We start from the raw sequence: 26,145 nt of genomic DNA, 5'->3' as shown, positions 1-26,145 counted from the left end.
GACAAACAAAATACCCCACCAAACAAAATAAAAGGTCTGGAACATGCCCCTTAACGCTCCTGTATCTTGTGAAACAGTCAAACTTCGCCCGCGGCTTCTGGCAACCCTTATTGCCGCAGGTTTATGCGCCTGCCTTGGTCAGGTTGCTGTTGCCCAGCAAACAACAGACGCCGTTGCGCCTGAGGCAAGCACGGCCGGTTCCACGTCTCAAATGCGCAAGGCCGCCACTGCCAGCAACTGGATGATCAGTGCTGCCAACCCGCTGGCTGTTCAGGCCGGTGCCAATATATTGCGATCTGGCGGCAACGCCATTGATGCGATGGTCACCATTCAGACCATGCTCGGCCTTGTCGAACCGCAATCATCCGGGCTTGGGGGCGGCGCATTTTTGGTTTATTTCGATGCAGCGACTGGAAAGTTGACCACGCTTGATGGGCGTGAAACCGCCCCTCTGAACGCAACGCCGACGCTATTCCAGGATGAAAGCGGCGAACCGCTTAAGTTTTATGATGCGGTTGTCGGCGGCAGATCGGTTGGCACGCCCGGCACCCCTGCCCTGATGAAGGCTGCACACGAAAAGTGGGGTCAACTTCCTTGGAAAAGCCTGTTCGATCCGGCAATTGATATCGCCACGACGGGCTTTGAAGTTTCTCCGCGTCTTGCTGCCTTGATTGCTGATGATCAGGAAAAACTCTCCCGCGATCCCGAGGCAAAGGGTTATTTCTTTGACAGGGATGGTGCGCCACTTGCGGCCGGTACGGTTCTTCGCAATCCGAAATATGCCAAGACCCTGCAAGACCTGGCGACCAACGGGATTGTGAACTTCTATCAGGGTCAGATCGCACAGGACATTGTCGATAAGGTCAAGGGTGCCAGTTGGAACCCCGGCGTCCTGTCACTTGCCGATTTCGCCACGTATCACGTCAAGGAACGCCCGGCCGTCTGTATCGAGTATCGCGATCATGATGTGTGCGGCATGGGACCACCTTCTTCGGGGGCGCTGACGGTTGGACAGATCCTTGGACTGCTTGAGCCCTATGATATCGCCGCGATGGGCCCCAGTTCTGCACAAAGCTGGCGTTTGATCGGCGATGCATCGCGTTTGGCATTTGCTGATCGTGGTCGATACATGGCCGATATTGATTTCGTCCCGATGCCATTGACCGGATTGCTTGATAAAACCTATCTGGCGGAAAGATCCAAACTGCTTGATCGGGATACCGCGCTTGAAGCCGTCGAACCCGGAATGCCGAGCTTTAGCCACGCCATGAAATTGGCCGACGACGAAGCGATTGAACTGCCAAGCACGAGCCATTTCTCGATCATTGATATCTATGGCAATGCGGTTTCGATGACGACCACCATTGAAAACGGTTTTGGTTCACGCCTGATGGTGAACGGCTTTATGCTCAATAACGAGCTGACCGATTTCTCGTTCAAGACCCATTCCGATGGCGTGCCAATTGCCAACGCGTTGGCACCGGGAAAACGCCCGCGTTCATCCATGGCGCCCACCATCGTGATGAAAGATGACAAACCGGTAATTGTGACCGGTTCACCGGGTGGATCGCGCATCATTGGGTATGTGGCACAGTCGCTTATCGGGATGATTGATTGGAACATGTCGCCCAAGGACGCCATCGACATGCCCCATCTGGTCAACCGGTTCGGCACCTTTGACCTTGAAGCCGCAACCGATGCCGAAAACTTGGCCCCGGCACTGGAAGGCATGGGCTTTAAGACCGATATCCGCGACCTTAATTCCGGCATTCATACCATTATGGTCACCGAAGATGGCCTGATTGGTGGCGCTGATTCCCGACGCGAAGGCATTGTGGTTGGTGAATAAAGACATCCTGCGCAAACAAAAGAACGGGCAGCCCAACACGGCGCTGCCCGTTCTTTTTTTAATGGATGCTATGAATATCAGCTAAGCGGCGGACATCCAATCGGCCAACAGCCGATAAAGGTCGCGATGGTCGGTCGCAATATGATGCGCACCAGCGTCAAGAAGGTAGTTGGCCGGCGTAATATCGACAAGACCGATGGTTGTCGCACCGGACGCAACACCGGCGCGCACGCCGTTCTGGCTGTCATCCACAACAATGCAGTCCTTGATATCGACACCGATTTTCTGTGCGGCCAGCAAAAAGACATCCGGATGCGGCTTGGGGTTTTCAACATCATGTGCCGAGCAAACCCTGCCTTCAAAGCGTTCCTTCAAGCCAACCTTGGCGAGCGACACATCCATCTTGGCATGTGGGCCGTTGCTGCCAATCGCAATGGGAATGTTGTTTTCTTCCAGCAGATCTAGTACCGGATCAAGATGTGCGAACGGCGTCAGATCGTTACGAAAGGCCGTAAACGTACGTTCGTAGCATTCAGACAGCCAGTCTTCTGGCAGCGTAATGCCAAACATCTGTTCCATTTTTGGCGGCACCATCGCCAATGTGCCACCAATGAAAAGATCATGGGTCTTTGCCATATCCATGTCGCAGCCATAATCACAAAGCTGCTCTGTTAACACGCGACAGGCCAGTGTTTCGGTATCGACCAAAACACCATCACAATCAAAGATCACACCCCGAACGACCGGCTTTGACATTTCCGCCCCCTTACAAACCGGCCAGCTCAGACCAGCGTTCCTCATCATAGGCGACCGTCCGGGCCGATCCGAATTCAACAACCGGACGTTTGATCACGGTCGGATTGGCGGCAAGGACTGCGGCGGCCGCGGCACCGCCCTGCTCCAATATCTCTTTGTCGTCGTCACTCAGGTTGCGATAACTCGGCCCGCGCTTGTTGATCAAAACCTTACCGCCGACTTCATCAAGCCAGCCTTCGATGGTCTTGGCGTCAATTCCGTCAGCGCGAAAATCATGGAGCTTGTTTTCAATACCCTTGGCCTCAAACCATTTCAGGGTTTTGCGGACAGTGTCGCAGTTCTTGATGCCGTAAATCGTAACCATATCAAATCCTGTACTTTAATATCTTCGGGATGCTGCCATGCATCGCGCAATCGGTTTTGACCCTAAATCCCGGAACCTATATAAAGACCGCGCTTGGAATACAGCAACCCTCTTCACCCGGCTATGACAAAAACGGTAAGCAAATGACTGTTAATCGGCGTATTTCCGTCGCCCCGATGATGGATTGGACGGATCGGCATGATCGCTATTTTCTGCGGCAGATCAGTCGTCATACGTTGCTTTATACCGAAATGGTCACCACGGGTGCCATTCTTCACGGCGGCGTGGAACGTCATTTGCGCTATAACGATGCCGAACACCCGGTTGCGCTTCAACTTGGCGGCAGCGACCCGGATGATCTGGCGCACGCCTGCGAAATCGCCAATGACTATGCCTATGATGAAATCAATCTGAATTGCGGTTGCCCGTCTGACCGCGTGCAGAACGGTGCGTTTGGCGCCTGTCTGATGGCAACACCAGATGTCGTTGCGAAGTGCGTGAAATCGATGATTTCGGCCAGCAACGCCCCGGTGACAGTCAAAAACCGCATCGGCATCGACGATCAGGAAGACTACCCGTCGCTTAAACGCTTCACCGAAACGGTTGCCGAGGCTGGCTGTAAAACCTTTATCGTTCATGCGCGCAAGGCGTGGCTCAAAGGCCTTTCGCCCAAGGAAAACCGTGAAGTTCCGCCGCTAAAATACGAATTGGTCTATCAGCTTAAACAAGAATTCCCGGAGCTTGAAATCCTGATCAATGGTGGCATCAAGACGCTTGATGAAACCGCCGAGCATCTGAAACATATCGATGGTGTCATGATCGGGCGTGAAGCCTATCAGAACCCTTATGTTCTGGCCGATGTCGACCGGCGTTTTTATGGCGATGACGCCAAGCCCCTGAGCCGCCATCAGGTGGTTGAGGCCATGCTGCCCTATATCGAAGAACACCTGAAAGAAGAAAACGGCACCATTGGCCATGTCACCCGCCATATGCTGGGCCTGTTCCAGCAAATGCGCGGTGCAAAACAATGGCGCCGTTATCTGAGCGAAAATGCCCATCGCAAGGGGGCGGGTACGGAAGTCGTGCGTGAAGCCCTGGCCCTTGTCCCCGAACAGGATGACGAGGTCCTGTCTGCATGACGGCAAACGATGTCACCATGCCGGCAGAAGGTGATGAACCAACACCTGCTGGCGAAATAACCTGGCAGGATGGTAATGTGCCGTTCTCTCCGCACTTTGGTGACATTTACTTCAATCCCAAGGATGGGCTTGCTGAAACGCGCTATGTGTTTCTTGAGGGCAACAACCTTCCATCTGCCTGGCAGGACCGCGAAAGCTTTGTCATTGGCGAAACCGGCTTTGGCACCGGACTGAACTTTTTGGCCGCTTGGCAATGCTGGGACAGTGATCCCAAACGATCCAGACGCCTGCATTTCGTTTCCGTTGAAAAATACCCGCTGTCGCGCGATGACATGATCCGGGCGCACCAGCGCTGGCCGGAACTGTCGCAATATTCCAAACAGCTCGCCGAAATCTGGCCGCATGAAACCATGTTGCCCGGTGTACACCGTTTTTCCCTTGCCGATGCCGATGTCAGCCTGACGCTTCTGATCGGCGATGCGATTGAATGCTGGTCTGGCTATGACGGGAATATTGATTGCTGGTTTCTTGATGGCTTTGCGCCCGCGCGCAATCCCGATATGTGGCATCCGGACCTGTTTGCTGCCCTTGCCAGCGCGTCCAACCCGCGTGGTGCGAGCCTTGCGACTTTTAGTGCCGCACGCATTGCCCGCGACGGTCTGGAAAGTGCCGGATTTGAAATCAGAAAGCGCAAAGGTTTTGGCTACAAGCGCGACATGATCACGGCAACGCTTTCGGCAAGGGTTGGTGACAGCGACGATGCACCGGACCTTTTCGAAATCGCCGATGATCCTTGGTTTAACCTGCCCCGCCCCAAGAAAACCAAATCTGTCGCCGTTATCGGTGGGGGGCTTGCCGGTGCGGCCTGCGCGGATGCCTTAAACGCGCGTGGCATTGCCGTAACCCTTTTTGAAAAGGCCGATAAACTGGCCAGCGCGGCATCGGGCAATCCGATTGGCATGTTGGAGCCCTATCTGACCGTTGATGATGCCATCATGGGCCGGTTTTATGAAGCTGGTTACCGTTTCAGCCATCGCAAGATCAAAAAACTTTCCGATCAGGGATTTGTCGAGGCTGATTTCTGCGGCGTGATTGATCTTGCCACCAGTGACCGCAAACGTGAACGGCTTGACGGCCTGATCGCACGCCTTGGCGACAAACCCGACCTTGTCGAGGCGCTTGACCGTGATCAGGCCTCAGAACGATTTGGCCTGCCCTTGCCCTATGGCGGTGTTTTTTATCCATCCGCCGGCTGGGTTAATCCGCCGTCGGTGGTGCGGGCCTTTTCTGATGGCATAGATGTGCGGCTTTCAACAATCATCACGGCCATTAGCAATGCTGAACAAGGCAAAATCCTGACGGCTGAAAACGGGGCTTCCTATGGGCCGTTTGATGCCGTTATCATCGCTGGCGCGCTTGAAACGCAAATGCTGGATCAGACAAGCTGGCTTAGAGACCACCTTAATCCTGTTCGCGGCCAGATCAGCTTTTTGCCAGAAGAAATCTTGGCAAACCTTGGGAATGGTTCCGTCATTAAGTGCGTTCTGAGCCACAAGGGCTACATCACACCAGCGCGCGATGGCATGCATGTATTTGGGGCAACCTTTGGGCGTGATGATGCGCATACGGACCTGCGCGAAGATGACCACGCGTTTAACATTAACCAGCTTGGCAAAGTCCTGCCTGATGTTGCGGCAAAGCTTTCGCCTGACATGCTTCATGGCCGGTCATCGTTGCGCACGACAACGGCGGATCACCTGCCCCTGATCGGTCCTGCGCCGGACTTTGACGCCTACCTTGCGTCATATGGCGACATCGACAAGGGCAAAAAAGGCGCGCGATATATCGATGCGCCCTACCACAAAGACGTGTATATCTGTACCGGTTTTGGGGCCCGCGGACTGATCGGCGCCCCGCTCGCCGCCGAGATTCTTGCCAGTGAGATTTGCGATATGCCCCTGCCTCTGGAAAAAGCGCTGATGCATGCCATTCATCCGGCGCGTTTCATCATTCGCGGCCTCAAGCGTCGGCAACTCACCGCATGAACACGCCAAACGCCACACCATCATCGAAACCATCACCGACCACCGATCCGGACCGGATGAAAACGGCAGCAACGCTGGCGTTGTTCTTTTCCGGACTGTTTCTGATTCAGGGTGTTTTTCTGCCCTATTGGCCGGTCTGGTTGAAGTCCCAGGGATTATCGGCGGCCGAGATTGGCATACTGCTTTCGCTGCCGAACTGGGTGCGTGTCTTTGCCGATCCGTTGATTGCCCAACGCGCTGATCGCACCGGCAATCGAAAAACACCGATGATGTGGCTTGCCGGGATCTATGTTTTATCCATTCTGGCCTTCCCGATCTCGAGCGATTTCTGGTGGCTTGCCGCCCTTTCCGTCGTGATCGGCTTTACCTTCTCGCCGCTGCTGCCGCTTGGCACGACCATTACGGTGCATGAATGCAAGGCGCGTGAACTTGATTATGGTCGGGTGCGGCTGTGGGGATCGCTTGCCTTCATTCTGGCGTCCTATGGGGCTGGCTGGGTACTGGATGGAACATCTACGGAATGGATCGTCTGGATGCTGTTTGTTGCGGGCATCGTGAATTTTGCGATTACCACCCGTATGCCCGACCCGCAGACAGATCGCCCGCTCAGGTCCGGTTCTTCGCTGATGTATCTGCTGCGTAAACCGGTTTTCCTGATCTATCTCGCCTGCATCGGATTTGCCCAGGGTGCTCATGGCACCTACTACGCCTTTGCCTCCGTCCACTGGGAATCCGCTGGTTACTCGCATGAGATGATTGGCGTTTTCTGGTCAATTGGTGTGATTGCCGAGATCGTTCTGTTTGCTGTCGCCGGGCGGTTTGTCCGTGGTCGCCATCCGGGTATTTTGTTTGCGATTGGTGCGGGATCGGGAATTTTACGCTGGATTGTACTGGGCACAACAGACAATCTATGGTTGATTATTTTGGTTCAACCCCTTCATGCGATGACATTCGGGATCACACATTTGGCCGCCGTCAGTTTTATCGCCCGCGCCATACCCCAACAACTTGCAACCTCGGCACAAAGCCTGATGGCAACACTGTCCATGGGCGTCTTCCTTGGCAGCAGCATCTGGATTTCCGGCCCGCTGTATGAGCAGTTCGGATCGCAGGTCTATTACCTGATGGCGGTATTTTCGGCGATTTCGATGGCGTTTGCGATTGTGCTGACGCGAACCTGGCGCGGAGAGGATCAGACCTTTTGCAACTGATTAAACTTACCGGCACCGATAGAAACACAATAATTTTGAACTCAAAGGGGCCTTTGATATGACCTCGATGCCGTTCTCTCTCAGAATGCGCCGCTTGAAACTTGGTTTGAAAACACTGATTGGCGCCGAGCCTGCTGGCTATTTCATTCCTTACCGCTATGCCAGCGAGACGGCAAAAGCTGTTGGTCGCCCGAGCTACCCGGCAATCGAAATCATGATGGATACGGCCGCCCCCACCATGAAGGCGTGGCTGACCAAAGCCGCCAATTATCACGAAGCGTTTGCCAGCTTCGGCAATGCCACCCCGCCGAATCCCCGCTGGCAACAAAGCTGGTTTCCGCGCCTTGATGGCATGATGGCCTATGTCTTTACCCGCGAATTTCGCCCGGACCGGATCATTGAAATCGGATCGGGCCATTCGACACGGTTTTATTACCGGGCGATCAAGGACGGCGAACTGGATACGGCTTTTCATGCGATTGATCCGGCGCCACGCGCTGATATCGCAAAGCTACCGATCACAGTCGAGCGCACCATCGTGCAAAAGGCCGACCCATCGGTTTTCAAAACCCTGACCGGTGCAGATTTCCTGTCGATCGATTCAAGTCACATCCTGATGCCCGGCACAGATGTCGATCTGCTGTTTTCATCGGTCATCCCGACCCTGCCAAGCGGGGCAATCATTCATATCCACGACATCACCCTGCCCGATGACTATCCTGAAATCTGGCAATGGCGCGGATATAACGAACAACAAGGGGTCGCAGCCCTTCTGGCTGGCGGCGGGTTTGAAATCATGTGGTCAAGTGCATATGCCACGACCCGCATGCGCGATGAGGTCGACCAATCCATAGCCAACGGCATCCACCTTCCCGAAGGCGCGCATGAAACAAGTCTGTGGCTACGCAAGCGCTAGGGAGCGGGCACCAAAAAACAAAGGGCAGCCCACTGAGGCTGAACTTTTTTTGTTTGGTGCAATGATAGGTCAGTTCTTGTAAGGATCCGCCGCATCCCGCAGGCCATCGCCCAGGAAGTTAAAGGCGAGCACCACGACAACAACCGGGACAACCGGCAACATCAGCCAGGGATAAACCGCGACCGCATTGATGTTTTGCGCTTCATTGAGCAACACGCCCCAACTGGTCACCGGCGCGCGCAGGCCAAGCCCAAGGAAGCTCAGCGCGGTTTCACCAAGGATCATGTTCGGGATCGACAGCGTCACCGAGGCGATCAGGTGGCTGGCAAAGTTCGGCAGCAAATGACGCGCAATAATCCGCTTTGGCTTCGCCCCCATCAGACGGGCGGCCAGTGCATAGTCCTCTTCACGAAGCGCCAGCAATTTTGATCGCACCGCGCGGGCAAGCCCCGTCCAGTCAATCAGACCAAGAATGATCGTGATCCCGAAGTAAATCAAGATGGGGCTCCAGGTCACGGGCAGCGCGGCCGATAGCGCCATCCAAAGCGGAATTTCCGGCAAGGACCGAATGACTTCAATCGCACGCTGGGCTGTTGAATCCACCCAGCCACCGTAATACCCGGCCGCCCCGCCGATCAGGATACCAAGAAGGAAACTGACGGAAATGCCCACCAGACCAATGGTCAGCGAAACCCGCGCGCCATAGATCATGCGTGACAACATGTCCCGACCAAGCCTGTCGGTGCCGAACATGAACAGCGTACCGTCTTCTGATGGGCAGACGAAATGGAAGTCCATATCGATCATGCCCCAGAACTCATACTCATCCCCCGAACAGAAAAAGCGCAATGGCTCTATCCGGTCCGGATTGACCGTATAAGTCGGTTTGAGTGTTTCCATATTGACCGAGAAATCGGTGCCATAGGTAAATGGCCCGACAAATTCGCCGTCATGGAACAGGTGAATACCCTGCGGAGGGTGATGGATATATTCCGAATTACGGGTTTCCTGCGCATAGGGTGCAATGAACTCGACGATAAAGACCGACGCGTACATGATCGCCAGAACAATCAATGAAAAATACGCCAGCCGGTGCCGTTTCAACCGCCACCACATCAATTGCCACTGCGAGGCAAGGAAATACTTTTCCTGCTCTGGCGTCAGTTCCTCGCGATCCCAGGGATCAAACGGTGCTGAATCAACAAAATGTTCGTTGCGCTTTTCGGTTTCCTTACTCAATTGCCGACCCCTCCCTGCAGACGAATGCGCGGGTCAAGCCAGGCAAGCAGAACATCGGATACAAACATGCCGACAACCGTCAAAAGGGCCAAAAACATCAGGAATGAACCAGCCAGATACATATCCTGACTTTGCAATGCCGTAAGCAACATTGGCCCCGTGGTCGGCAATGACATCACCACCGACACCAGAACGGAGCCCGATACCACCTGCGGCAGGATGTTACCGATATCGGCGATAAACGGGTTAAGCGCCATGCGCAAAGGATACTTGAACAGTACCTTGGTTGGTGACAGCCCCTTGGCATGGGCTGTGACCACATATTGCTTGCCCAGTTCATCAAGCAGGTTGGCGCGAAGACGGCGGATCATGGCGGCTGTCCCGGACGTCCCGATCACCACGACCGGTGCCCAAAGATGTTCAACGACCGACATCATCTTGGCCAAGGACCAGCCTTGATTGATGTATTCCGGATCCATCAGACCACCGATCGACGTTCCGAAAACGACGTTTGCGTAATAAAGCAGGATCAGGGCAAACAGGAAATTGGGCATGGCAAGCCCAAGGAAGCCCAACAAGGTGAACCCGTAGTCACCCCAACTATATTGACGGGTTGCTGAATAGATCCCGATGGGGAAGCTGACGATATAGATGAAGATGATCGTGCTGAAATTCAGTACCAGCGACAGCCAAAGCCGATCACCAACCACGTCACTCACAGGCAGGTTATATTCAAACGAGAATCCGAGATCGCCTTGCAACAGTCCCCAGGCCCATTCGGCGTATTGAATATAGATCGGCTGATCAAGACCATACTGGCGTTTAAGAAACTCGATCTTTGCCGGGTCAACCGCCTCGCCCTGGGCTTGAAGTTCGTTGAGATACGTGGTCAGAAAGTCGCCGGGCGGCAGCTGAATGATGACAAACACCAGCACGCTGATCATAAACAGCGTGGGTATCATCACGAAAAGCCGTCTTGCCAGATAAGTCAGCATCGGCGCTGTTGCTCCCCCGAGGTTGTTTCACGCCATTCCCTCAACGGCGCGAAACAACACGTTTTTAGTTAAAAGATTACCGATCCCACCAGAAGGTATCAGGACGATAAATCCCAAAGAACGCGCCCGGCTCCCAGCTATGGATGCCTTTTTCGGGCACGTTGCGCATGTCCTTGTCGATAACGACCGGTTGCGGCACGTTGCCGATCAAACCGATGGAGAACATGTTTTCCGAATTGATATCGAGAATGGCCTGCCATGCTTGTTTCTGGCCCGCTTCATTGCTGGTTTGCCACTTGCGATACTGTTCCATCAATTCCTTGGCGGCTGGCATATCGGGTGCTTCGCCCGCCTCGCCGTCCGTTTGATAATACTGCCCCCATTTCGGCCATTGCAGGCTGTCTTGCAGAACAGGAACAAATTCGTCAGGGGCAGTGTTGGGCGTTGCCAAGCCGTTATCAACACCGTTGAAAATCGACATGATCGTCTCGCCGGTATAGGCACGGTTACGCATCACTTCGCGCTGCAGGCCCTTGACGAACAGCTTGATGCCAACCTGACGCCAACTGTCGCCAACCAGTTCAAGCATGTCGTCATGTTCGGGGTTTTCCCCGGACGTCTCGACAATGATTTCCATCGGGCGTCCATCTGGCAAAAGACGGATACCTTCGCCATTGCGCTCATCCAGCCCCATTGCATCAAGCAGTTGGTTGGCAGCCTTGACGTCGAAATCGGTGTAGCTTTCGCGATATTCCGGCTTGAATAACGGGCTTTTTGGCAAGACGGTATTGTTGGTCGGTTGCGCCAGACCAAAGAACATGACCCGGTTAATTTCGGTGCGGTTGATCGCCAACGACAGCGCACGGCGGAAACGGACATCACGCAGAACTTCGCGCCAGACCGGATCGCTGCAAGTCAGGTTGGGATACAATGCGGCATAAGCCCCGGCCCCGACATCCCAAAGACGCACATCATAGTTCTGGTTGGCTTCGGATTGCTTCAGGAACGTGTAGTCCTTAAGCGAGAGGATTCTGCTTTGCAGATCGACCTCGCCCGCGCCGACTTTGGCCGGGACCAGTTTTGCGTTCGAAATATTAAAGATCATCCGGTCGATGTAAGGAAGCTGGTTACCTTCCGGATCAACGCGGTGATAATACGGGTTACGTACGAAGACAAAGCGATCAGACGGCTCCTCTGTCGTGATCAGCCATGGCTCCAGCGACGGGCGATGAATGTTGGAAAGCTTGTAGGGACGATCAATGTCAGTATGCAACACAGCCCAGCTACGCAGACCGCGTTCTTCAACCATCGCCTGAAGTTCGTCCGCATCGCGATAATTCTCGTGGAACTGTTTCAGGTAGTGCGCCGGACGATAAATAAATGGCGGGCGGGTTGCGGCCAGTTCGGCCAGGAAAAACGGGTTTGGCTGTGACCAGCTGTAGCGAACGGTATATTCGTCAAGAATTTCAAAGGTTGCCGGTTCATTCCCGACAAACAGGAAACGCGGCGGTCCGACCGGAAACAGTTCGTCATTATTGACGATATCTTCCCAGTAATAACGGAAATCCTCGGCCGTGAACGGCTCGCCATCCGACCATTTGTGACCTTTGCGGATATGCAATGTGAAGACATTGCCTTCTTCGTTCACATCGAGCGCTTCAAGGATATCTGGACGAAGGTTGAGGTCCTGATCATAGCCGATCAGGCGGGCATAGCCATAGACAACCGCCATACGGATATCTTTGGACCGCCCCATGATGGTGACAAATTCCCCACCATATTTGCCGATTTCCTTACCCTCACCCGCAAAGTCAATCACATGCGGATGTTCTGGCAGGCGGTCGTTCATTGCCGGCAAAGACCCGCTTGCAACCGCATCCTCGAAATAAGGGACTTCTGCGTGCGCCGGTGCGACCAAGACACTTGCCGCCAGAAAACCTGTCGTCATCACAAGGCCGGAAAAGGCACGATGAATTCTAGACATCGACGGGTTTAAAACACTGATCATATGGCGATCTCCGTAAAATCGGCACGTTCGGCACGAACAAAGTGATCTTCTGCGACCTGCATCATCTTGGGCTCGCTGGTCTGGTTGATCGTGAACGGGGCTGGCCACCGGGATGGATCAGATGCCTTGCCATCCATTATCTTGTCGAAATCAAGCAGGTGATCCAGATCGGCAAACGGCACGGCATGCAGCAGTGCCTGCGTGTAGGGATGCATCGGGTTCTTAAACAGCACTTCGCGTGGTGCGGACTCAACAATCCGCCCGGCACACATCACGGCAATCCTGTCTGCAACGTAATCCACGACCGCAAGATTGTGCGAAATGAACAGATAGGTCAAATTAAGATCGCGCTGCAAATCTTTTAAAAGATTAAGTATTTGCGCCTGAACCGACACATCCAGTGCCGATGTCGGCTCATCGAAAATCAACAAATCCGGCTTCAGGCTAAGCGCGCGTGCGATCCCGATGCGCTGGCGCTGCCCGCCTGAGAAACTATGCGGATACCGGTTCAGAAAGCGCGGATCCAGACCAACCAGGTCCATCAGTTCCAGCACCATTTTCTGTCGATAGTTACTATCCCCGACACCGTGAATAAGCATGGGTTCGGTAATGATATCCTGAACCGTCATCCGCGGATTTAGCGATCCGAACGGGTCCTGAAAAACAAATTGTATCCGCTTTCGGTACGGATTGAGCTGATCTTCATCAAGCCCGGTCAATTCAGTCATCTGCCCGCTTTCACCGCGAAACAGAATGGAACCTTCATCCGGGCTCATCGCGCGCATGATCAGTTTTGAAAGGGTCGTTTTGCCACAACCACTTTCCCCCACCAGACCAACGCATTCGCCACGATTAACTGTCAGTGAGACGTCGGACACTGCGGGTATAAGGCGCTCTTCGGATTTGATCCAGTTACCCTTGCGCGTGGTAAAGCTTTTGCTGAGATGGCGAACTGCCAGAACCGGCTCACTGGCCATGGTCGGATGCAGGGCCAACGTTACCGGAACGTCAGATGTATTTTGTTGTGTATCGCCATCACCTGCACTGGCAAGCAAACTGCCAGTTTTCGGCTTGATCTCGCGCAGCGGACGCAACCTTTCGTCCGGTCCCATGTCAAAGTGCGGAACCGCCGCCAGCAATGACCGTGTATAGGTATGGCCGGGATTGATGAACACATCATCGGTTTTGCCAGCCTCGACCACCCGCCCGTCATAGATCACCACCATCCGGTCAGCCATGTTGGCCACCACACCAAGATCATGGGTGATCAACAGAACCGACATCTGCAATTCTGCCTGCACTTCCTTGATCAGACGCAGAATTTGCGCCTGAATGGTTACATCAAGCGCGGTTGTCGGTTCATCCGCAATCAACAAGGCCGGACGACACACCAGTGCCATCGCAATCATTGCGCGCTGGCGCAGGCCACCGGAAAGTTCGAATGGATAAGTTTTAAGTGAACGCTTGGGCTGCGGAAAGCCGACCAGTGTCAGCATTTCAACGGCAAGTTCACGCGCCTCTGCCGATCCGACCTTCCGATGAAGTTTCACGGCCTCGCATATCTGATCTCCGATTGTATGGAGCGGCGACAAGGAACTCATAGGTTCCTGGAAAATCATCGAAATCCGGCCACCGCGAATGGCGCGCATATCAGAGCCAGACCGATCCAGCATGGCGATATCCACCCGGGTTCCGGGCTTTTTCGGATCGGCAAAGATGATAGACCCTTTGGTGACTTGGGCCACCTTTGGCAACAGGCCCATGATTGCCTGCGAAATGGTGCTTTTGCCCGATCCGGACTCACCAACCAGTGCAACGGTTTCCTGCGCACCGATACGAAAGCTTACATTTTCGACAGCCTTGACACGCATGTGCGGCAGTACGAATTCAACTTTCAGATCCTTGATGCGCAGAATATCGGTCATTCTAGTTGATACCACCGTGTTTGCGTTCGGATGCCGCGGCCTTAACCAGTGTTTCGGCCTCATCCATGCGCATCAAGTTTGTTCTTGTGACGTCATCGACAAGCAGCTGGTTATCTTTCGCCCAATCACGAGAAATTTCAAGGAGATCGTCAAAACCGTCCAGTGTTGATTCTGCGACAATTTTCGCATCCCCTGCCTGCAGGGTCAGCTCGAACCATCCCTTGTTGCCATCGCGCTTGGTACTAAAGTAACGCAAACGGAACTTCGAAAGTTCCGGCCAGGCAAAAGCCGTTCCACCGCGCAGGCTTGAAAGCCGGATGCCGTATTCCGATACATAGATCTTTGACTGGAAGCGGATAACCGTGCGGGCAAAATAGAAAACGAACAGCAAAGCAAGCCCGGCCGACGTCCATTGAATAATTGCGAGCATCTCGGGAATCAGCGCGATAACGCCGCAAATCAGCAGCCCGACAATTGATTTCGCCAGATCAGGCGCCATCAGTTTGGATGGATAGCCCATCGTCTGGACTTCGCTGTCACCGACACCTGCCGGCTTTACCGGGTCCACGGTGCTTGGCACACTGGGGGCCTTGGGGGCCTGTGCCGGTTCAGGTTCCACGTGTTGTTTTGGCCTTATTGCCATGGAAATACTCCGGGTATTCTCAACCAGCGCAAAGCTGAATGGTCCATAGAAAACAGATTATCAAGGAACTTCGTAGTGGCCTCGTCATGGACAAGATGATGGGTCAGAATACCCGTCGGCTCATCCGCGTCGACCTGCCCTGTTCGCCGTGCTGACAGATGTTCAATCATTGTGCCAAGTGCCGCGTCTTCACCAACGAAGCCGCGCGTTCCACGCCAGTCAATGACATCGACATGCGTGTTGACCTGCATAATGCCTTTGTACGGCTCTGCCACCTTACGCGCATTGAATGTGCTGATCCCGCAAAAGCCAAGGGAATGCAAAGCCGCCACGACATCGTCGGCCACCCGGTTCCATGGCGGCACAAGGACCGGCAAGAAACGATTGCCAAAACGCGATTGCAGAACCGAAAACCCGTGGCGCAGATCGGCAACGACATCGCCAATATCGCGCACGTCATCGAGTTCCTGTTTCTTGCGTCCCTCTGGCATATGGTTCTGGTGGGACCACCCATGCTGCAAAACACGGGTATCAAGCGTCTCAACAAGACGTTCGACAAGATCGTCCTGCAAAGCCGCCGGAATAACCGCAAGTGCGAGTGGCACTTTATAGTCCTGTTCAAACCGCAGAAGCGTCTCAAGCGCCGGGGTAACAGAAACAGCATCGTCGTCACGCCACCACGCGGTGGCAATCCGGTCTTTCGACTGCCACAGATCAAGCTCTGCGCGTAATTGATCCCAGCTGCTCATGCCTGCCCTTTGATCTTTTCTGCGATGATTGACGCAGTTCTTTTTGCGCCATCCAGTGCGATTTTAATCCCGCTTGGCTGTCTGGCGTTATCTATTTGTTTTGCTAATGATTGCGCAGACAGGCCATCAAGATCAAGCAGGGAAATAACCCCTTCATTGGCAAGGACTTCCGCACGTTCGGTTTGCTCGCTTTCGCCGCCTTCTGCAAACGGCACCATGACCGCCGGCGTTTGCGTCACCAACACATCCATCAGCGTGTTGTATCCGGCCTGTGAAACAGAAACGGCGGCACGCAACATCCGTTCACGGAAATCGGGCAAGAACCGATGCAGGATCACACCGTCGGGCAACTGGCCGCGCAAAAGGTCAAATTGATCTGAGGGAAAATGCGGCCCAGCGACAATATCCCAAATAGCGTCGCTATATTTTTGCGAATGCGCGCGGGCAGAAATTGCAAGCCTGATCAGCGCTGCCCCAACGGCACCACCGCCAGCAGAAACGAGAACACCGCTACGCTCTGCCTCCCCACGTTCCGAGACGTCATTGGCAACATTTGGTGCGACATACCCCGTGTAGGCGATCAGGTCCGATATATCGTCGGCAAACTCAAAGCTGCGATCAAAACCAAACAGTTGCGGATCACCATGCACCAGAACCGCATCAAGATATTTGCGCGAGATATCACGCATCCTTCGCGTTTTGCCGATGTCTTTTTTACGCACTAAAAGGTCTCTGACAGAACAAATGATCGGAACGCCTGCTTCATTCGCCGCGTCAAACAGCGGGATCAATTCGAACCGAAATGCGCGGCGCCCGAATGGGAACATTTCGACCAAAAGCAGTTTCGGCGCCGTTTCCTTAAACGCGGTCAGCAGTTGTCTTTTACGTTGTTTCTGCCAGTCGTGCCCCAAGGCGTTCCCGTCCGGATCGACAAGCCCAGAGAAACCAGTATCGGATGTTTTGCACGGGGAAAGCTGAATAACTTCACTGGCCGCGAAATCAAGGCTGTCATCGGGCACACCGCCACTTACAACCGTAACGCCAAGCCCTTCATCGCGAAGCGCCTGATTTATCAACGCCATACGGCGCACGTGACCAATGCCAAGCAAGTGCTGCACATAGACCATGATATCACTCATCACGTGGTCTCCTGCGCGGGGACAAGTGGCACATTGAGTGCGTCAACAGAGAACCCGGCCTCATCAGAATACTGAAACACCTGTAAACAGTGCCAATCGAGTTTGTCTGGAATTTTGCCCATCATGTCCCATCCACGTGCTGCAGCATAGACAGCACGTATCACGCCCTTATGGGTGACCGCACCAAAGTCCGGGAGGTCACAATCATTCAGGAATGTCGCAACCCGGTTCAAGACATCACGCGGGCTTTCGCCATCATCTGGGCGAAAATCACAACCACGGTCTTCATTGGCGCGAAGGTCTTTCCCCATACTTGCACGAAGATCCGAAAGTTTTTCACCCTCCCACGTACCCCAGTCCATCTCGATGAACGCGGGCTCAGTGGCAACGGCTCTGATCCCAAGCGCATCTGCAGTTTCACGCGTTCGGGATAAGGGCGAAGAAAACCACGGAACATTGGCCCACTTGGCGGGCAAACGGTGCTGACGATACCACGCAGCTGTATCATGCCTGATTGAGATATCTGTGCGTCCCTGAATGCGCTTTTCGGTATTCCAGGCCGTGACACCGTGGCGAAGCAATGCAAAACGGATCTGTTTCATGCTGGGCCCTGCCCGTTTTGTGACGACACATGACCCGGGATGATTTTCTTGAATGTGGTGGATAACAGATCAGCAGCGGCTTCAAGCGTGTGATGCTGCGCTGCTTTCGATGCGCCAGCAGCACCTATTTCACGCAATACGGCGACATCCGCCCCAAGGCATTCCGCCAGACGGTTTGAAAAAGCCGTGACATCACCAACAGGCACAAGCCACCCGGTCACACCGGATGAAACAATACCCGACACACCGCCAGTATCCCCCGCCAGAACCGGAAGCCCCGCAGACTGGGCCTCAAGCAATGCCATTCCGAAGGCTTCATTGATCGCGGGCCATACGAACAAATCTGACTGCGCGAGAATATCTTTGGTTTGTTCCGGTGTTTTCAGGCCCACTAGTGAAACCTTGTCTTCACCAAGTCCATTTTCTTCAAAAAGGTCCTCGACCTCCTGACGCGCTGGGCCATCACCAATCACTGTCAGGTGCCAGTTATCAACACCATTGCGCCTGAGGCGACCCAGTGCGTCTGCCAAAAGCGCATAGGATTTCAGTTTGTCACCATCGCGCATCATTGCGGTTGTCACCAACCGCACCCATTCTGGATTGATTGCTACCCGCTGTCCGACATGCCATGACGCGACACGTGTAAAGGGCGGCAGGAAGTGCAGACGATCCGGTTGGCAGACCTGTGCAAGGCATTCCATATCGACCCGATTGAGTGAGAAAACTGCATCCGCCTGCCTAATTGCTGTCTCGACTGCCAGATGGCTTTGTCCCCATGGCCCGTTTGCACGCTTTGGGGCAAAGGATGATTCGGCCACCACATACGGGATACCCAGCGCATCGGCAACAATCGGCCCGATCCAGTCCGGTGCCTTGTAATAAAGATGATAGGTAAACCAGATATCCGGTTTGGGACGGAACCCCGATTGGTATTGCCGCAGTAAACGGGTAGCAAGTTTGGTCCCCAGTTCGGCAAGCCGCGCCTGCTTAAGGACATTGCCATCAGCAACGCGGCTACGAAGGCGGGCAGCTATATCGACCTTCATACCTGCTGACTGAAGGGCTTCACACAGCATGCGGGCAATCAGGCGGTCACCCGACGGAACAGGATGGTCAATCGGCTTTAGCGGGGCGTAAAAGGCAACCTGCAAGTGCGTGCCTCCTACTCTGCGGCGGGTTGTTCGGCGGGGATTGCAGCCTGTTCGTCGGACTGGGAGTTAACACCGAAACGTTCCGCCAGTTCCTTCATGCCGCGATAGAACGAGAAATCACGACGCACAATCTCATTGCCCTTACGACCCATGGTTTCTCGAAGACGGGGATCAGTGATCAAGGCTTTCAGCGCACTCGCAAGTGCATCCGGATCACGTTCGGGCACAAGTTTGCCGTTTACGCCGTCTTTAATCAGTTCAGGAATGGCCGAAATTGCAGTCGAAACCGCAGCAAGTCCGCAAAGCTGCGCTTCCATCAGAACGTTTGGCAGCCCGTCGCGATCACCATCCTTCTCAATCCGGCTGGCCAGTACGAACAAATCGGACGACTGACATGCCGCGATCACTTCCTTCTGATCACGCGCCCCTTGCCAGTCACAGCGGTCCGCTATGCCGAGCTCCGTTGCAAGTTTTTGATATTTTTCACCATCGCCGCCACCAATATGAACGAACCGCCAATGAAGGTCGGCTGGCAACTTGGCCAAGGCGCGCAGAAGGTCGTCATACCCCTTCTTGCCCACCAGTCGCCCGACCGACAGGATCCTTACCGGGTTATCGGCATCCGTCCCATCGCGCAGAGGTCTTTCTGGAAGGTCTTCGGGGAAACGCGAAAAATCCAGTCCGTGATAGAGCAGATTAACTTTATCCGGATCCTCAGCAAGTTTACGAAGGTAATCGACATTGGCGCTTGTACAGGTCACCAGCCAATCCATATCGCGCAGCTTTTCGCGCATGTCCCAGTCCTGACTGGTATAGATATCCTTGGCATGCGCCGAACAGGACCACGGCAAACCGCGCATAATTGCGCAATAGCGCGCGACCGATGCCGGTGTATGCAGGAAATGGGCATAGATGCGGGTGACATCATCGGGCAGTTCAGCCGCCATCACCATGGCCTGGGCAAATCGGCGTGCGCGATTGGCGGTACGGTCCCGGCGGTAATCCTGCCACCAGATATTCAGGGCGCGACGATATCCGGGCATCTTGCGCGCCTTGAGCCAGCCACGCAAAACCCGCATCGGTTCCTGATAGACATATTCCGGGAGATAAGCGACCGCACCTGTAATGCGATCATTGATCGGGTGGCGTTTTTTGTCGGTTGGATGACGCAGCGACACAATCCGATAGGGAATGCCTGCTTGCTGAATACCTAAAATTTCTTGGGCGATAAAGGTCTCCGACAATCGCGGATAACCCTTCACCACGATTGCCAGATTGTCGCGTGCCATCAAATCTATTCCCGATGATTATTCTGCGGCCATTTGTGGCGGAAGCCAGCGATCAACCAATTCGCCAACGCGATCCAGTCCGCCCATAAGGTTCGGAACAGTCACATGCGACGGTTTTGGCTGATGTATCAGACCACGCAGGGCGTCGGCCATTTCGCGCGGATCGCGACCACCATCTTCGGTCAGCATTCTGACCAGACCAAGCTTTTCTGCCGCCGCAGCGCGAACATACTGTTCAAGACGCGGCACAGTACGCGGCACGATAACGGCCGGTTTGTCAAAGGACAGGATCTCGCAGAAGGTGTTATAGCCGCCCATGCCGATCACGCCGGCCGATTTGTGCATCAACACTTCGACATTGGCATCAAAGGTAATGACCGACAGCTTGTCGATCTTTTCCGCACGTTTCATGAATTCGTTTTGCTGTGTCGGTCCCATAAAGGGTCCGAGAACAACCAGCGACGGCACCGGAATGTCCGGATCGGTTTCATAGGCGCTGATCACCCAATCGACCAAATTGACGCCGTCCCCGCCACCGCCTGTCGTTACCAGATAATACGGTTCTTCAAGACCAAGCGCCCCGTGCTCGGGTGCGGGTCTGCGGGTGGCGGTACGTGGCAAATAGCCGGTATAGGACATCTTTTCTTCAACGCCCGGGGGCAAGTCGATCCCTTCAAGCGGATTACAGATTTCCTTGAGGCCATAAACCCAGATTTCATCATAGAGGTTTGCCAGGGCCGGAACGCATTGCTTGCGGTCCCATTCTTCGCGCAGGTTCACCGGATCATCCATCACATCGCGCAGGCCCATCACCAGACGGGTGCGCCGATGGCGCAACATCTGCAGGGTGGACTCGACCTCGCCGCGCAAGCCAAGCGGTTCTTTGTCGACGATAAATATGTCCGGGTTGAACACATCGGCTGTGTGCTGAATAATCGATTCCCGCATCGCCAGAATCTGGTCGACATCGATATTGAGGTTAAGCGAGGTATATTCGCCGTTAGACAGCTTGATCACGCCCGGAATGCGGACAAAGTCCACGCGCGAGCGGAATTCAAAGCTGCCGATAATCGGTGAGCCCGACAAAATCAGAACAGATACATCATCGCGATGCGATACCAGCGCATGCGCAATCGTACGGCAACGGCGCAAATGCCCAAGCCCGAAGGTATCATGGCTGTAAATCAGAACCCGATATCCGGAATTCCCTACGATTGACATATCCCCGCCCGTATGCGTAGTGGTCTCAGCTCCCCGCACAACCCATTAACAGGGTGACAGGTTCTTTGTTTATGGCAAGTAAATCCGTGAAGTCGGGGTTTGCGCCCTTCTTTCGGCTTCCGGACAATTGCTCTCATACTGAACCGATATCGCGCAAGACTTTTTCGAGCATCTCTTTTCTTTCTTCCGCAGTTTCAAGCGAACGAAGTTTTTCCGAAAGCGCCGTTACTGTACCTGCATAAAGATTATGCCAGTCATCGCGCGAGAGTTCTTCACCCGACAGACGTGCCTGCGGAATAGCCGGTTGGCCTTTGCCCTTCTTGAGGGTGACCGTGTCATCAAGCATCGGCATGGAAATCAGCTTATCCTCAATGCCGTGCGCCATCAGAACTTCTCGGAATGCCGCACGTGCGCCTTCTTCACCGTGGGTTAGGAAAATCTGACGCGCCACTGGCAAACGGTTCTTGGTCCATTGCAAAAGCATATCCTGATCGGCGTGGCCGGAATAGACGTCCAACGTCCGAATGCGCGCACGAACCTCGATTTCATCGCCGTGTATCCGCACATGTTTTGCCCCACTCTGCAAGACGCGCCCGAAAGAGCCCGCAGCCTGAAAACCGACCAGAAGCACGGTGCAATTAGGCCGCCACAGGTTGTTCTTCAGATGATAGCGAATGCGACCGGCATCGCACATGCCACTTGCCGAAATAATGATCGCACCGCTGGTGACCTGTGCAAGCTGTTTACTTGCCTGAACATCCGGCACCATATGGAACTTCGGATGCGAAAGCGCCTGTGCGTCGCCGCGCTTCAGGTGTTTGGCAAAGACATCGGTCGCACGTTGCGCCAAGGGGCTATCGACAAAGACATTTGCTGGTGGCAACTGACCGCGATTAAAAAGATGCGCAAGATCAACAAGCAGCTCTTGCGTTCTGGCGACGGCAAAACTCGGAATTACCAGATTGCCGCCATTGCCCAGCGCATCCTGAACTTCCTTGCGCAGCATCTCACGGCGTTCTTCGTCGGTCATTACCGGACGGTTACGATCGCCATAGGTGGTTTCGACAAACAGATAGTCGACACCAGCCGGTGCCTCGGGCGCTTCGTTAAATACGGCCTCACCGGTGCCAACATCACCCGAGAACAGCAATCTTGTCGGTTTACCGTCTTTGTCGCCGTTCTCAATCTCCACCTCGATCGACGCGGAACCAAGGAGATGCCCCGCATCCCAGAATCGCGCCCGCACGCCGTCGATCACCGGCAACCATTCGTGATAGTCGACAGTCTTGAGCTGCGACAGCGTATTTTCCGCGTCTTCACGGGTATAGATCGGGGTGACTTCAGGACGACCGCGCCGCGCATTGCGACGGTTCAAACGTTCGACTTCGCTTTCCTGAATGTATCCGGAGTCCGGCAACATATAGGTCAGAAGATCACAGGTCGGCTCCGTCGCATAAATTGGTCCGCCAAAACCGGCCTTGACCAGCTTGGGCACCAGGCCGGTATGGTCAATATGCGCGTGCGTCAGCAACACGGCCGAAATCCGGTCTGCCTCGAACGGGAACTTGCCATAGTTCAATTCACGGACGGTTTTGCTGCCCTGGAACATACCGCAATCGACAAGGAAATTGCCGTGATCGGTCTGCAAAAAATAGCAAGATCCCGTCACCCCACCAGCAGCACCACAAAACGTCACCGATATCGTCATTCTATTCACTTTCGCGGATTGGAAACGATCCAACAGTCCGGCAAACCATGTTCGTTTGCAATGATGTGGATCATTTTTGATGAAGTCACTGCAGGCCTTGCAGCGGCAAATAAAGTATCTGATCTCCCTTGGAGACCTGCCCGCAATTTTCCGGCAGTTCAATCAGACCTTCGGCCCAGACCATTGATGACAACATCCCGGAACTGGTCGAAGAAAAAGCAATCGCTTCAAATTCGCCGTCATCATTTTGCACCAGACGCGCGCGCAACCATTCCCTGCGTCCGGTACCACGCTTGAAGTCAAACCCGGCACGGACCGGAATACGTGTTGGCGCCAGTTTGGAATGATCCGCACCCATCGCATGACGCAGCAACGGCAAAACATAGAGCAACCCTGAGACCAGGACTGATACCGGGTTCCCCGGAAGCCCGATCACCAGACAATCGCCGATCTTGCCGCGCATCAAAGGCTTGCCGGGCTTGATCGCAAGCTTCCAGGCGGTGATTTCACCAAGGCTGTCGACAACCGGTTTCAGAAGATCGGCCTTGCCGACCGAAACACCGCCAGATGTCATAATCACGTCATGCGACTTTGCCGCGTTCGCCAACGCGTTTTGCAACACTTCAAAATTATCAGCCAGCAACCCAAGATCGGTGACCTCGCAACCGATGGACCGCAACATTCCGATCATTGCAAAACGGTTGGAATCATAAATGCCCCCCGGCGGCAAAGGATCACCTGGTTTGGCCAGTTCGTCGCCGGTGGAGAAGACAGCAACTTTAAGGGGCTGTGCAACCGACAAGCTGCCAAAGCCCTGCCCGGCCGCGATTGCGATATCCTGTGGGCGCAGGATCGTGCTTGCCTTCAAAACTGTATCACCGGTTTTGATGTCTTCGCCCAGCCAGCGGATGTTTTGATGCACGCTGGTGTGTGCAATCACGTCGGCATCAATTTCAATGATGGTTTCATCGGCATTGGCTTTGACATTCTCCTGAATGATCACGCAATCCGCGCCATCGGGGATCGCAGCCCCGGTTGCAATACGGATCGCGGAGCCCTTTGGCAGTGTTCCGTTGTAAGGATGGCCTGCCAAGGATGCCCCGACCACCGAAACCGGACCGTCTATTGCCGCCAGATCGGCATGGCGAAGGGCGTAGCCATCCATGGCGGAGTTATCCACCGACGGCACGGAAACCTGCGCAACGAGGTCCTTGCGCAAAATCGCACCGTAACAATCACTGATCGGGCGTTCTTCGGATGGCGTCATCACCGGCACTTCGGCAAAAGCAATGTCGAGCGCGTCGGAAAGTGTTGTCAGTCCCGGTTTGATTGTTTGCATTCCGAAAGTTTCCTGCCGCCCTTGGTCTTGTTTTGTATTCCCATCCGTAATCAGGATATCCCGATCATCGGCGGGACGCATCAGGATTGTCCGCTATGCCCCGGACGGGATTTTGAAATTGCACGGCTCAGCATAATCACCGGCACCACACCAACAAGCACAATGGTCAGCGCCCCAAGGGCTGCATGTTCAATCATTTCATCCTTGGCGAACTGATAGACATGGGTGGCCAGTGTATCAAAATTGAACGGACGCAAAATAAGCGTTGCCGGCAGTTCCTTCATGCCATCGACAAAGACCAGCACCGACGCCGCCAAAATGCCACCACGCACCATCGGAAAGTGAATGCGTTTCAGCGTTCCCCAAGGGCTTTCACCCAAGGTACGTGCCGCGTCATCCATGCTTGGTCGAACCTTGCCAAGGGCAGCTTCAATTGAGCCATAGGATACCGCCATGAACCGCACTGCATAGGCAAAGACCAATGCAAATACAGTCCCGCTTAGCAGCAACCCAGTTGATATGCCGAAGGTATCGCGCATCACCGCGTCCAACGCGTTGTCAAACCGCGCAAACGGGATCAAAACCCCGATGGCCAAAACCGCGCCCGGGACGGCATAGCCGACCGATGACAGACGGACACAGAATTTCAAAAGCGGTTGCGGGAACAGGCGCAGCGCATAAGCCATGAATATCGCACAACCGACGGCAACAAGCGTCGCGAGCCCGGATACCAAAAGGCTGTTACCGGCGAATTCAAAGAAATCTGACGTCCAGCTTTGATCAAAATAACCAATGGAATAATAAATCAGCACCAGCGACGGCACGACAAAGCCCAGCACAATCGGCAGGATACAAATCGCCAATGCCCCGGCCTTGGCAAGCGGGCTCAGTTCATAGCCGGGCAGTTCCTGAAACCGGCTGGTGGTGTCATGAAAACGCTGGCGGCGACGTGAATAACGTTCGATCACCATCAATGCGATCACGACAGCCAGCATGGTCAGGGCAATCTGCGCAGCGCCACCGGCATTTCCCATACCAAGCCAGACGTTAAAAATACCGGCTGTCAGGGTATGCACGGCAAAGAAATCAATCGTGCCAAAGTCATTGAGCGTTTCCATCAACGCAATCACAACGCCAACAACGATTGCCGGTCGCGCCAACGGCAACGCGACCGTAAGAAACGAACTCCAGGCACTCCGACCAAGGATACGGGCCGCCTCAATCGCACAGATGGATTGCGACAAGAACGCCGCACGCGCCAGCATGTAAACATAGGGATAAAGTGTCAGGCTGAGCACCATGATCGCACCACCCTTGGTGCGAATATCAGGAAACCAGTAATCGGCCGCCGATTGCCAACCAAACAAGTCCCGCAAGAAGCCCTGTAACGGTCCGGCATATTCCAGAAGATCGGTATAAACATAGGCCACGATATAGGCCGGAACCGCCATCGGCAGCAACATCGCCCATTCAAAGAACCGCTTTCCCGGAATTCGGCACATGGTCACAATCCATGCGGATGCAACACCGATCAGAGTCACACCAATACCGACGCCAAGCATCAGGATACCGGTATTCTTAAGGTACCTTGGCAACATGGTGGATGCCAGATGCGGCCAGATATTTTCGGTCGGAAACAGGGCAATCCAGGCGACGGCTACAACCGGTGCCGCAACCATTGCCGCCACGATAAACGCCCCAATCAGCCAAGCTGCCGATTGGCCACGCGGCAACCACAGCATCGCCCGACGTCCAGTCGGCGTGCGCATCGGATCAAAGGTTTCCGCCATGGCGCTCGGCCGAATGTCGTCTTCCTTTTGCGTCTGACAAGCGTTGTTCAAGGCTGTTTCCGTTTCA

The 26,145-nt window shown here is 54.4% G+C and carries 21 protein-coding genes; 5 read left to right on the top strand and 16 right to left on the bottom strand.

Annotation, left to right across the window (positions count from 1 at the left end; all coding sequences use genetic code 11):
• Positions 1-43: 43 nt before the first annotated feature.
• The gene (ggt, locus tag TH4_RS09820) at positions 44-1,849 is read left to right on the top strand and encodes a gamma-glutamyltransferase (RefSeq protein ID WP_064780920.1); all 1,806 of its coding nucleotides are present in this window, start codon (positions 44-46) and stop codon (positions 1,847-1,849) included.
• A gap of 81 nt (positions 1,850-1,930) precedes the next feature.
• On the opposite strand, the gene TH4_RS09815 is transcribed toward ggt, so the two are convergent.
• Together TH4_RS09815 and TH4_RS09810 are read right to left on the bottom strand one after the other, a co-directional pair.
• The gene (locus TH4_RS09815) at positions 1,931-2,605 is read right to left on the bottom strand and encodes an HAD family hydrolase (RefSeq protein ID WP_064780918.1); all 675 of its coding nucleotides are present in this window, start codon (positions 2,603-2,605) and stop codon (positions 1,931-1,933) included.
• A 10-nt stretch (positions 2,606-2,615) separates the two neighbouring features.
• On the bottom strand, positions 2,616-2,969 hold the full coding sequence (locus TH4_RS09810) for an ArsC/Spx/MgsR family protein (protein ID WP_064780916.1): 354 nt from the start codon (positions 2,967-2,969) through the stop codon (positions 2,616-2,618).
• A gap of 143 nt (positions 2,970-3,112) precedes the next feature.
• Between TH4_RS09810 and dusA the strand changes: the two genes are divergently transcribed.
• The 4 genes from dusA to TH4_RS09790 are packed head-to-tail and all read left to right on the top strand — an operon-like array spanning position 3,113 to position 8,280.
• Positions 3,113-4,108 carry a tRNA dihydrouridine(20/20a) synthase DusA gene (dusA, locus tag TH4_RS09805; RefSeq protein WP_064781041.1) on the top strand — a complete coding sequence of 332 codons (996 nt, stop codon included), beginning with the start codon at positions 3,113-3,115 and terminating at the stop codon, positions 4,106-4,108.
• On the top strand, positions 4,105-6,153 hold the full coding sequence (mnmC, locus tag TH4_RS09800) for a bifunctional tRNA (5-methylaminomethyl-2-thiouridine)(34)-methyltransferase MnmC2/FAD-dependent 5-carboxymethylaminomethyl-2-thiouridine(34) oxidoreductase MnmC1 (protein ID WP_064780914.1): 2,049 nt from the start codon (positions 4,105-4,107) through the stop codon (positions 6,151-6,153). Before dusA ends, mnmC begins: the two co-directional genes overlap by 4 nt.
• A complete protein-coding gene (locus tag TH4_RS09795) occupies positions 6,150-7,364 on the top strand; it encodes a 3-phenylpropionate MFS transporter (protein WP_064780912.1) in 1,215 nt (404 codons plus the stop codon). Before mnmC ends, TH4_RS09795 begins: the two co-directional genes overlap by 4 nt.
• A 58-nt stretch (positions 7,365-7,422) precedes the next feature.
• Positions 7,423-8,280: a class I SAM-dependent methyltransferase gene (locus TH4_RS09790; RefSeq protein ID WP_064780911.1), complete on the top strand. Its 858-nt coding sequence runs from the start codon at positions 7,423-7,425 to the stop codon at positions 8,278-8,280.
• Positions 8,281-8,349: 69 nt separating this feature from the next.
• Here the strand turns inward: TH4_RS09790 and TH4_RS09785 are convergent, their stop codons facing one another.
• From TH4_RS09785 to TH4_RS09720, 14 genes are all read right to left on the bottom strand, one after another.
• A complete protein-coding gene (locus tag TH4_RS09785) occupies positions 8,350-9,519 on the bottom strand; it encodes an ABC transporter permease (RefSeq protein WP_063089835.1) in 1,170 nt (389 codons plus the stop codon).
• Entirely contained in the window at positions 9,516-10,514 is a 999-nt protein-coding gene (locus tag TH4_RS09780) for an ABC transporter permease (RefSeq protein ID WP_064780909.1), read from the bottom strand. Before TH4_RS09780 ends, TH4_RS09785 begins: the two co-directional genes overlap by 4 nt.
• Before the next feature lie 76 nt (positions 10,515-10,590).
• Positions 10,591-12,522: an ABC transporter substrate-binding protein gene (locus tag TH4_RS09775; RefSeq protein WP_083997043.1), complete on the bottom strand. Its 1,932-nt coding sequence runs from the start codon at positions 12,520-12,522 to the stop codon at positions 10,591-10,593.
• A complete protein-coding gene (locus tag TH4_RS09770) occupies positions 12,519-14,447 on the bottom strand; it encodes an ABC transporter ATP-binding protein (RefSeq protein ID WP_064780907.1) in 1,929 nt (642 codons plus the stop codon). The genes TH4_RS09775 and TH4_RS09770 overlap by 4 nt, the downstream gene beginning before the upstream one ends.
• Before the next feature lies 1 nt (position 14,448).
• Entirely contained in the window at positions 14,449-15,066 is a 618-nt protein-coding gene (locus TH4_RS09765) for a hypothetical protein (RefSeq protein WP_245227815.1), read from the bottom strand.
• 14 nt (positions 15,067-15,080) lie between these two features.
• Positions 15,081-15,839 (bottom strand): polysaccharide deacetylase family protein, encoded by a 759-nt coding sequence (locus TH4_RS09760; RefSeq protein ID WP_064780903.1) that lies wholly within the window; start codon positions 15,837-15,839, stop codon positions 15,081-15,083.
• Positions 15,836-16,978, bottom strand: a complete 1,143-nt coding sequence (locus tag TH4_RS09755) for a glycosyltransferase family protein (RefSeq protein WP_064780901.1) — start codon at positions 16,976-16,978, stop codon at positions 15,836-15,838. The genes TH4_RS09760 and TH4_RS09755 overlap by 4 nt, the downstream gene beginning before the upstream one ends.
• Positions 16,978-17,580, bottom strand: a complete 603-nt coding sequence (locus tag TH4_RS09750; protein WP_064780899.1) for a histidine phosphatase family protein — start codon at positions 17,578-17,580, stop codon at positions 16,978-16,980. The genes TH4_RS09755 and TH4_RS09750 overlap by 1 nt, the downstream gene beginning before the upstream one ends.
• Positions 17,577-18,731, bottom strand: a complete 1,155-nt coding sequence (locus TH4_RS09745) for a glycosyltransferase family 4 protein (RefSeq protein WP_064780897.1) — start codon at positions 18,729-18,731, stop codon at positions 17,577-17,579. The genes TH4_RS09750 and TH4_RS09745 overlap by 4 nt, the downstream gene beginning before the upstream one ends.
• A gap of 11 nt (positions 18,732-18,742) precedes the next feature.
• Positions 18,743-20,020 (bottom strand): glycosyltransferase family 4 protein, encoded by a 1,278-nt coding sequence (locus TH4_RS09740; RefSeq protein ID WP_064780895.1) that lies wholly within the window; start codon positions 20,018-20,020, stop codon positions 18,743-18,745.
• 18 nt (positions 20,021-20,038) lie between these two features.
• Positions 20,039-21,241, bottom strand: a complete 1,203-nt coding sequence (locus TH4_RS09735) for a glycosyltransferase family protein (protein WP_063089861.1) — start codon at positions 21,239-21,241, stop codon at positions 20,039-20,041.
• Between the two features lie 133 nt (positions 21,242-21,374).
• Positions 21,375-22,949 carry an MBL fold metallo-hydrolase gene (locus tag TH4_RS09730; protein ID WP_064780893.1) on the bottom strand — a complete coding sequence of 525 codons (1,575 nt, stop codon included), beginning with the start codon at positions 22,947-22,949 and terminating at the stop codon, positions 21,375-21,377.
• A gap of 85 nt (positions 22,950-23,034) precedes the next feature.
• Entirely contained in the window at positions 23,035-24,288 is a 1,254-nt protein-coding gene (locus tag TH4_RS09725; protein WP_064781039.1) for a molybdopterin molybdotransferase MoeA, read from the bottom strand.
• 80 nt (positions 24,289-24,368) lie between these two features.
• A complete protein-coding gene (locus TH4_RS09720; protein WP_245227813.1) occupies positions 24,369-26,129 on the bottom strand; it encodes an ABC transporter permease in 1,761 nt (586 codons plus the stop codon).
• Positions 26,130-26,145 lie beyond the last annotated feature (16 nt).

It is taken from the genome of Thalassospira tepidiphila MCCC 1A03514 (genome assembly GCF_001662875.1).
GTDB classification, from domain to species: domain Bacteria; phylum Pseudomonadota; class Alphaproteobacteria; order Rhodospirillales; family Thalassospiraceae; genus Thalassospira; species Thalassospira tepidiphila.
Note: the sequence above shows the minus strand (reverse complement) of the source record. Positions and strands in the feature narration are given on the sequence as shown.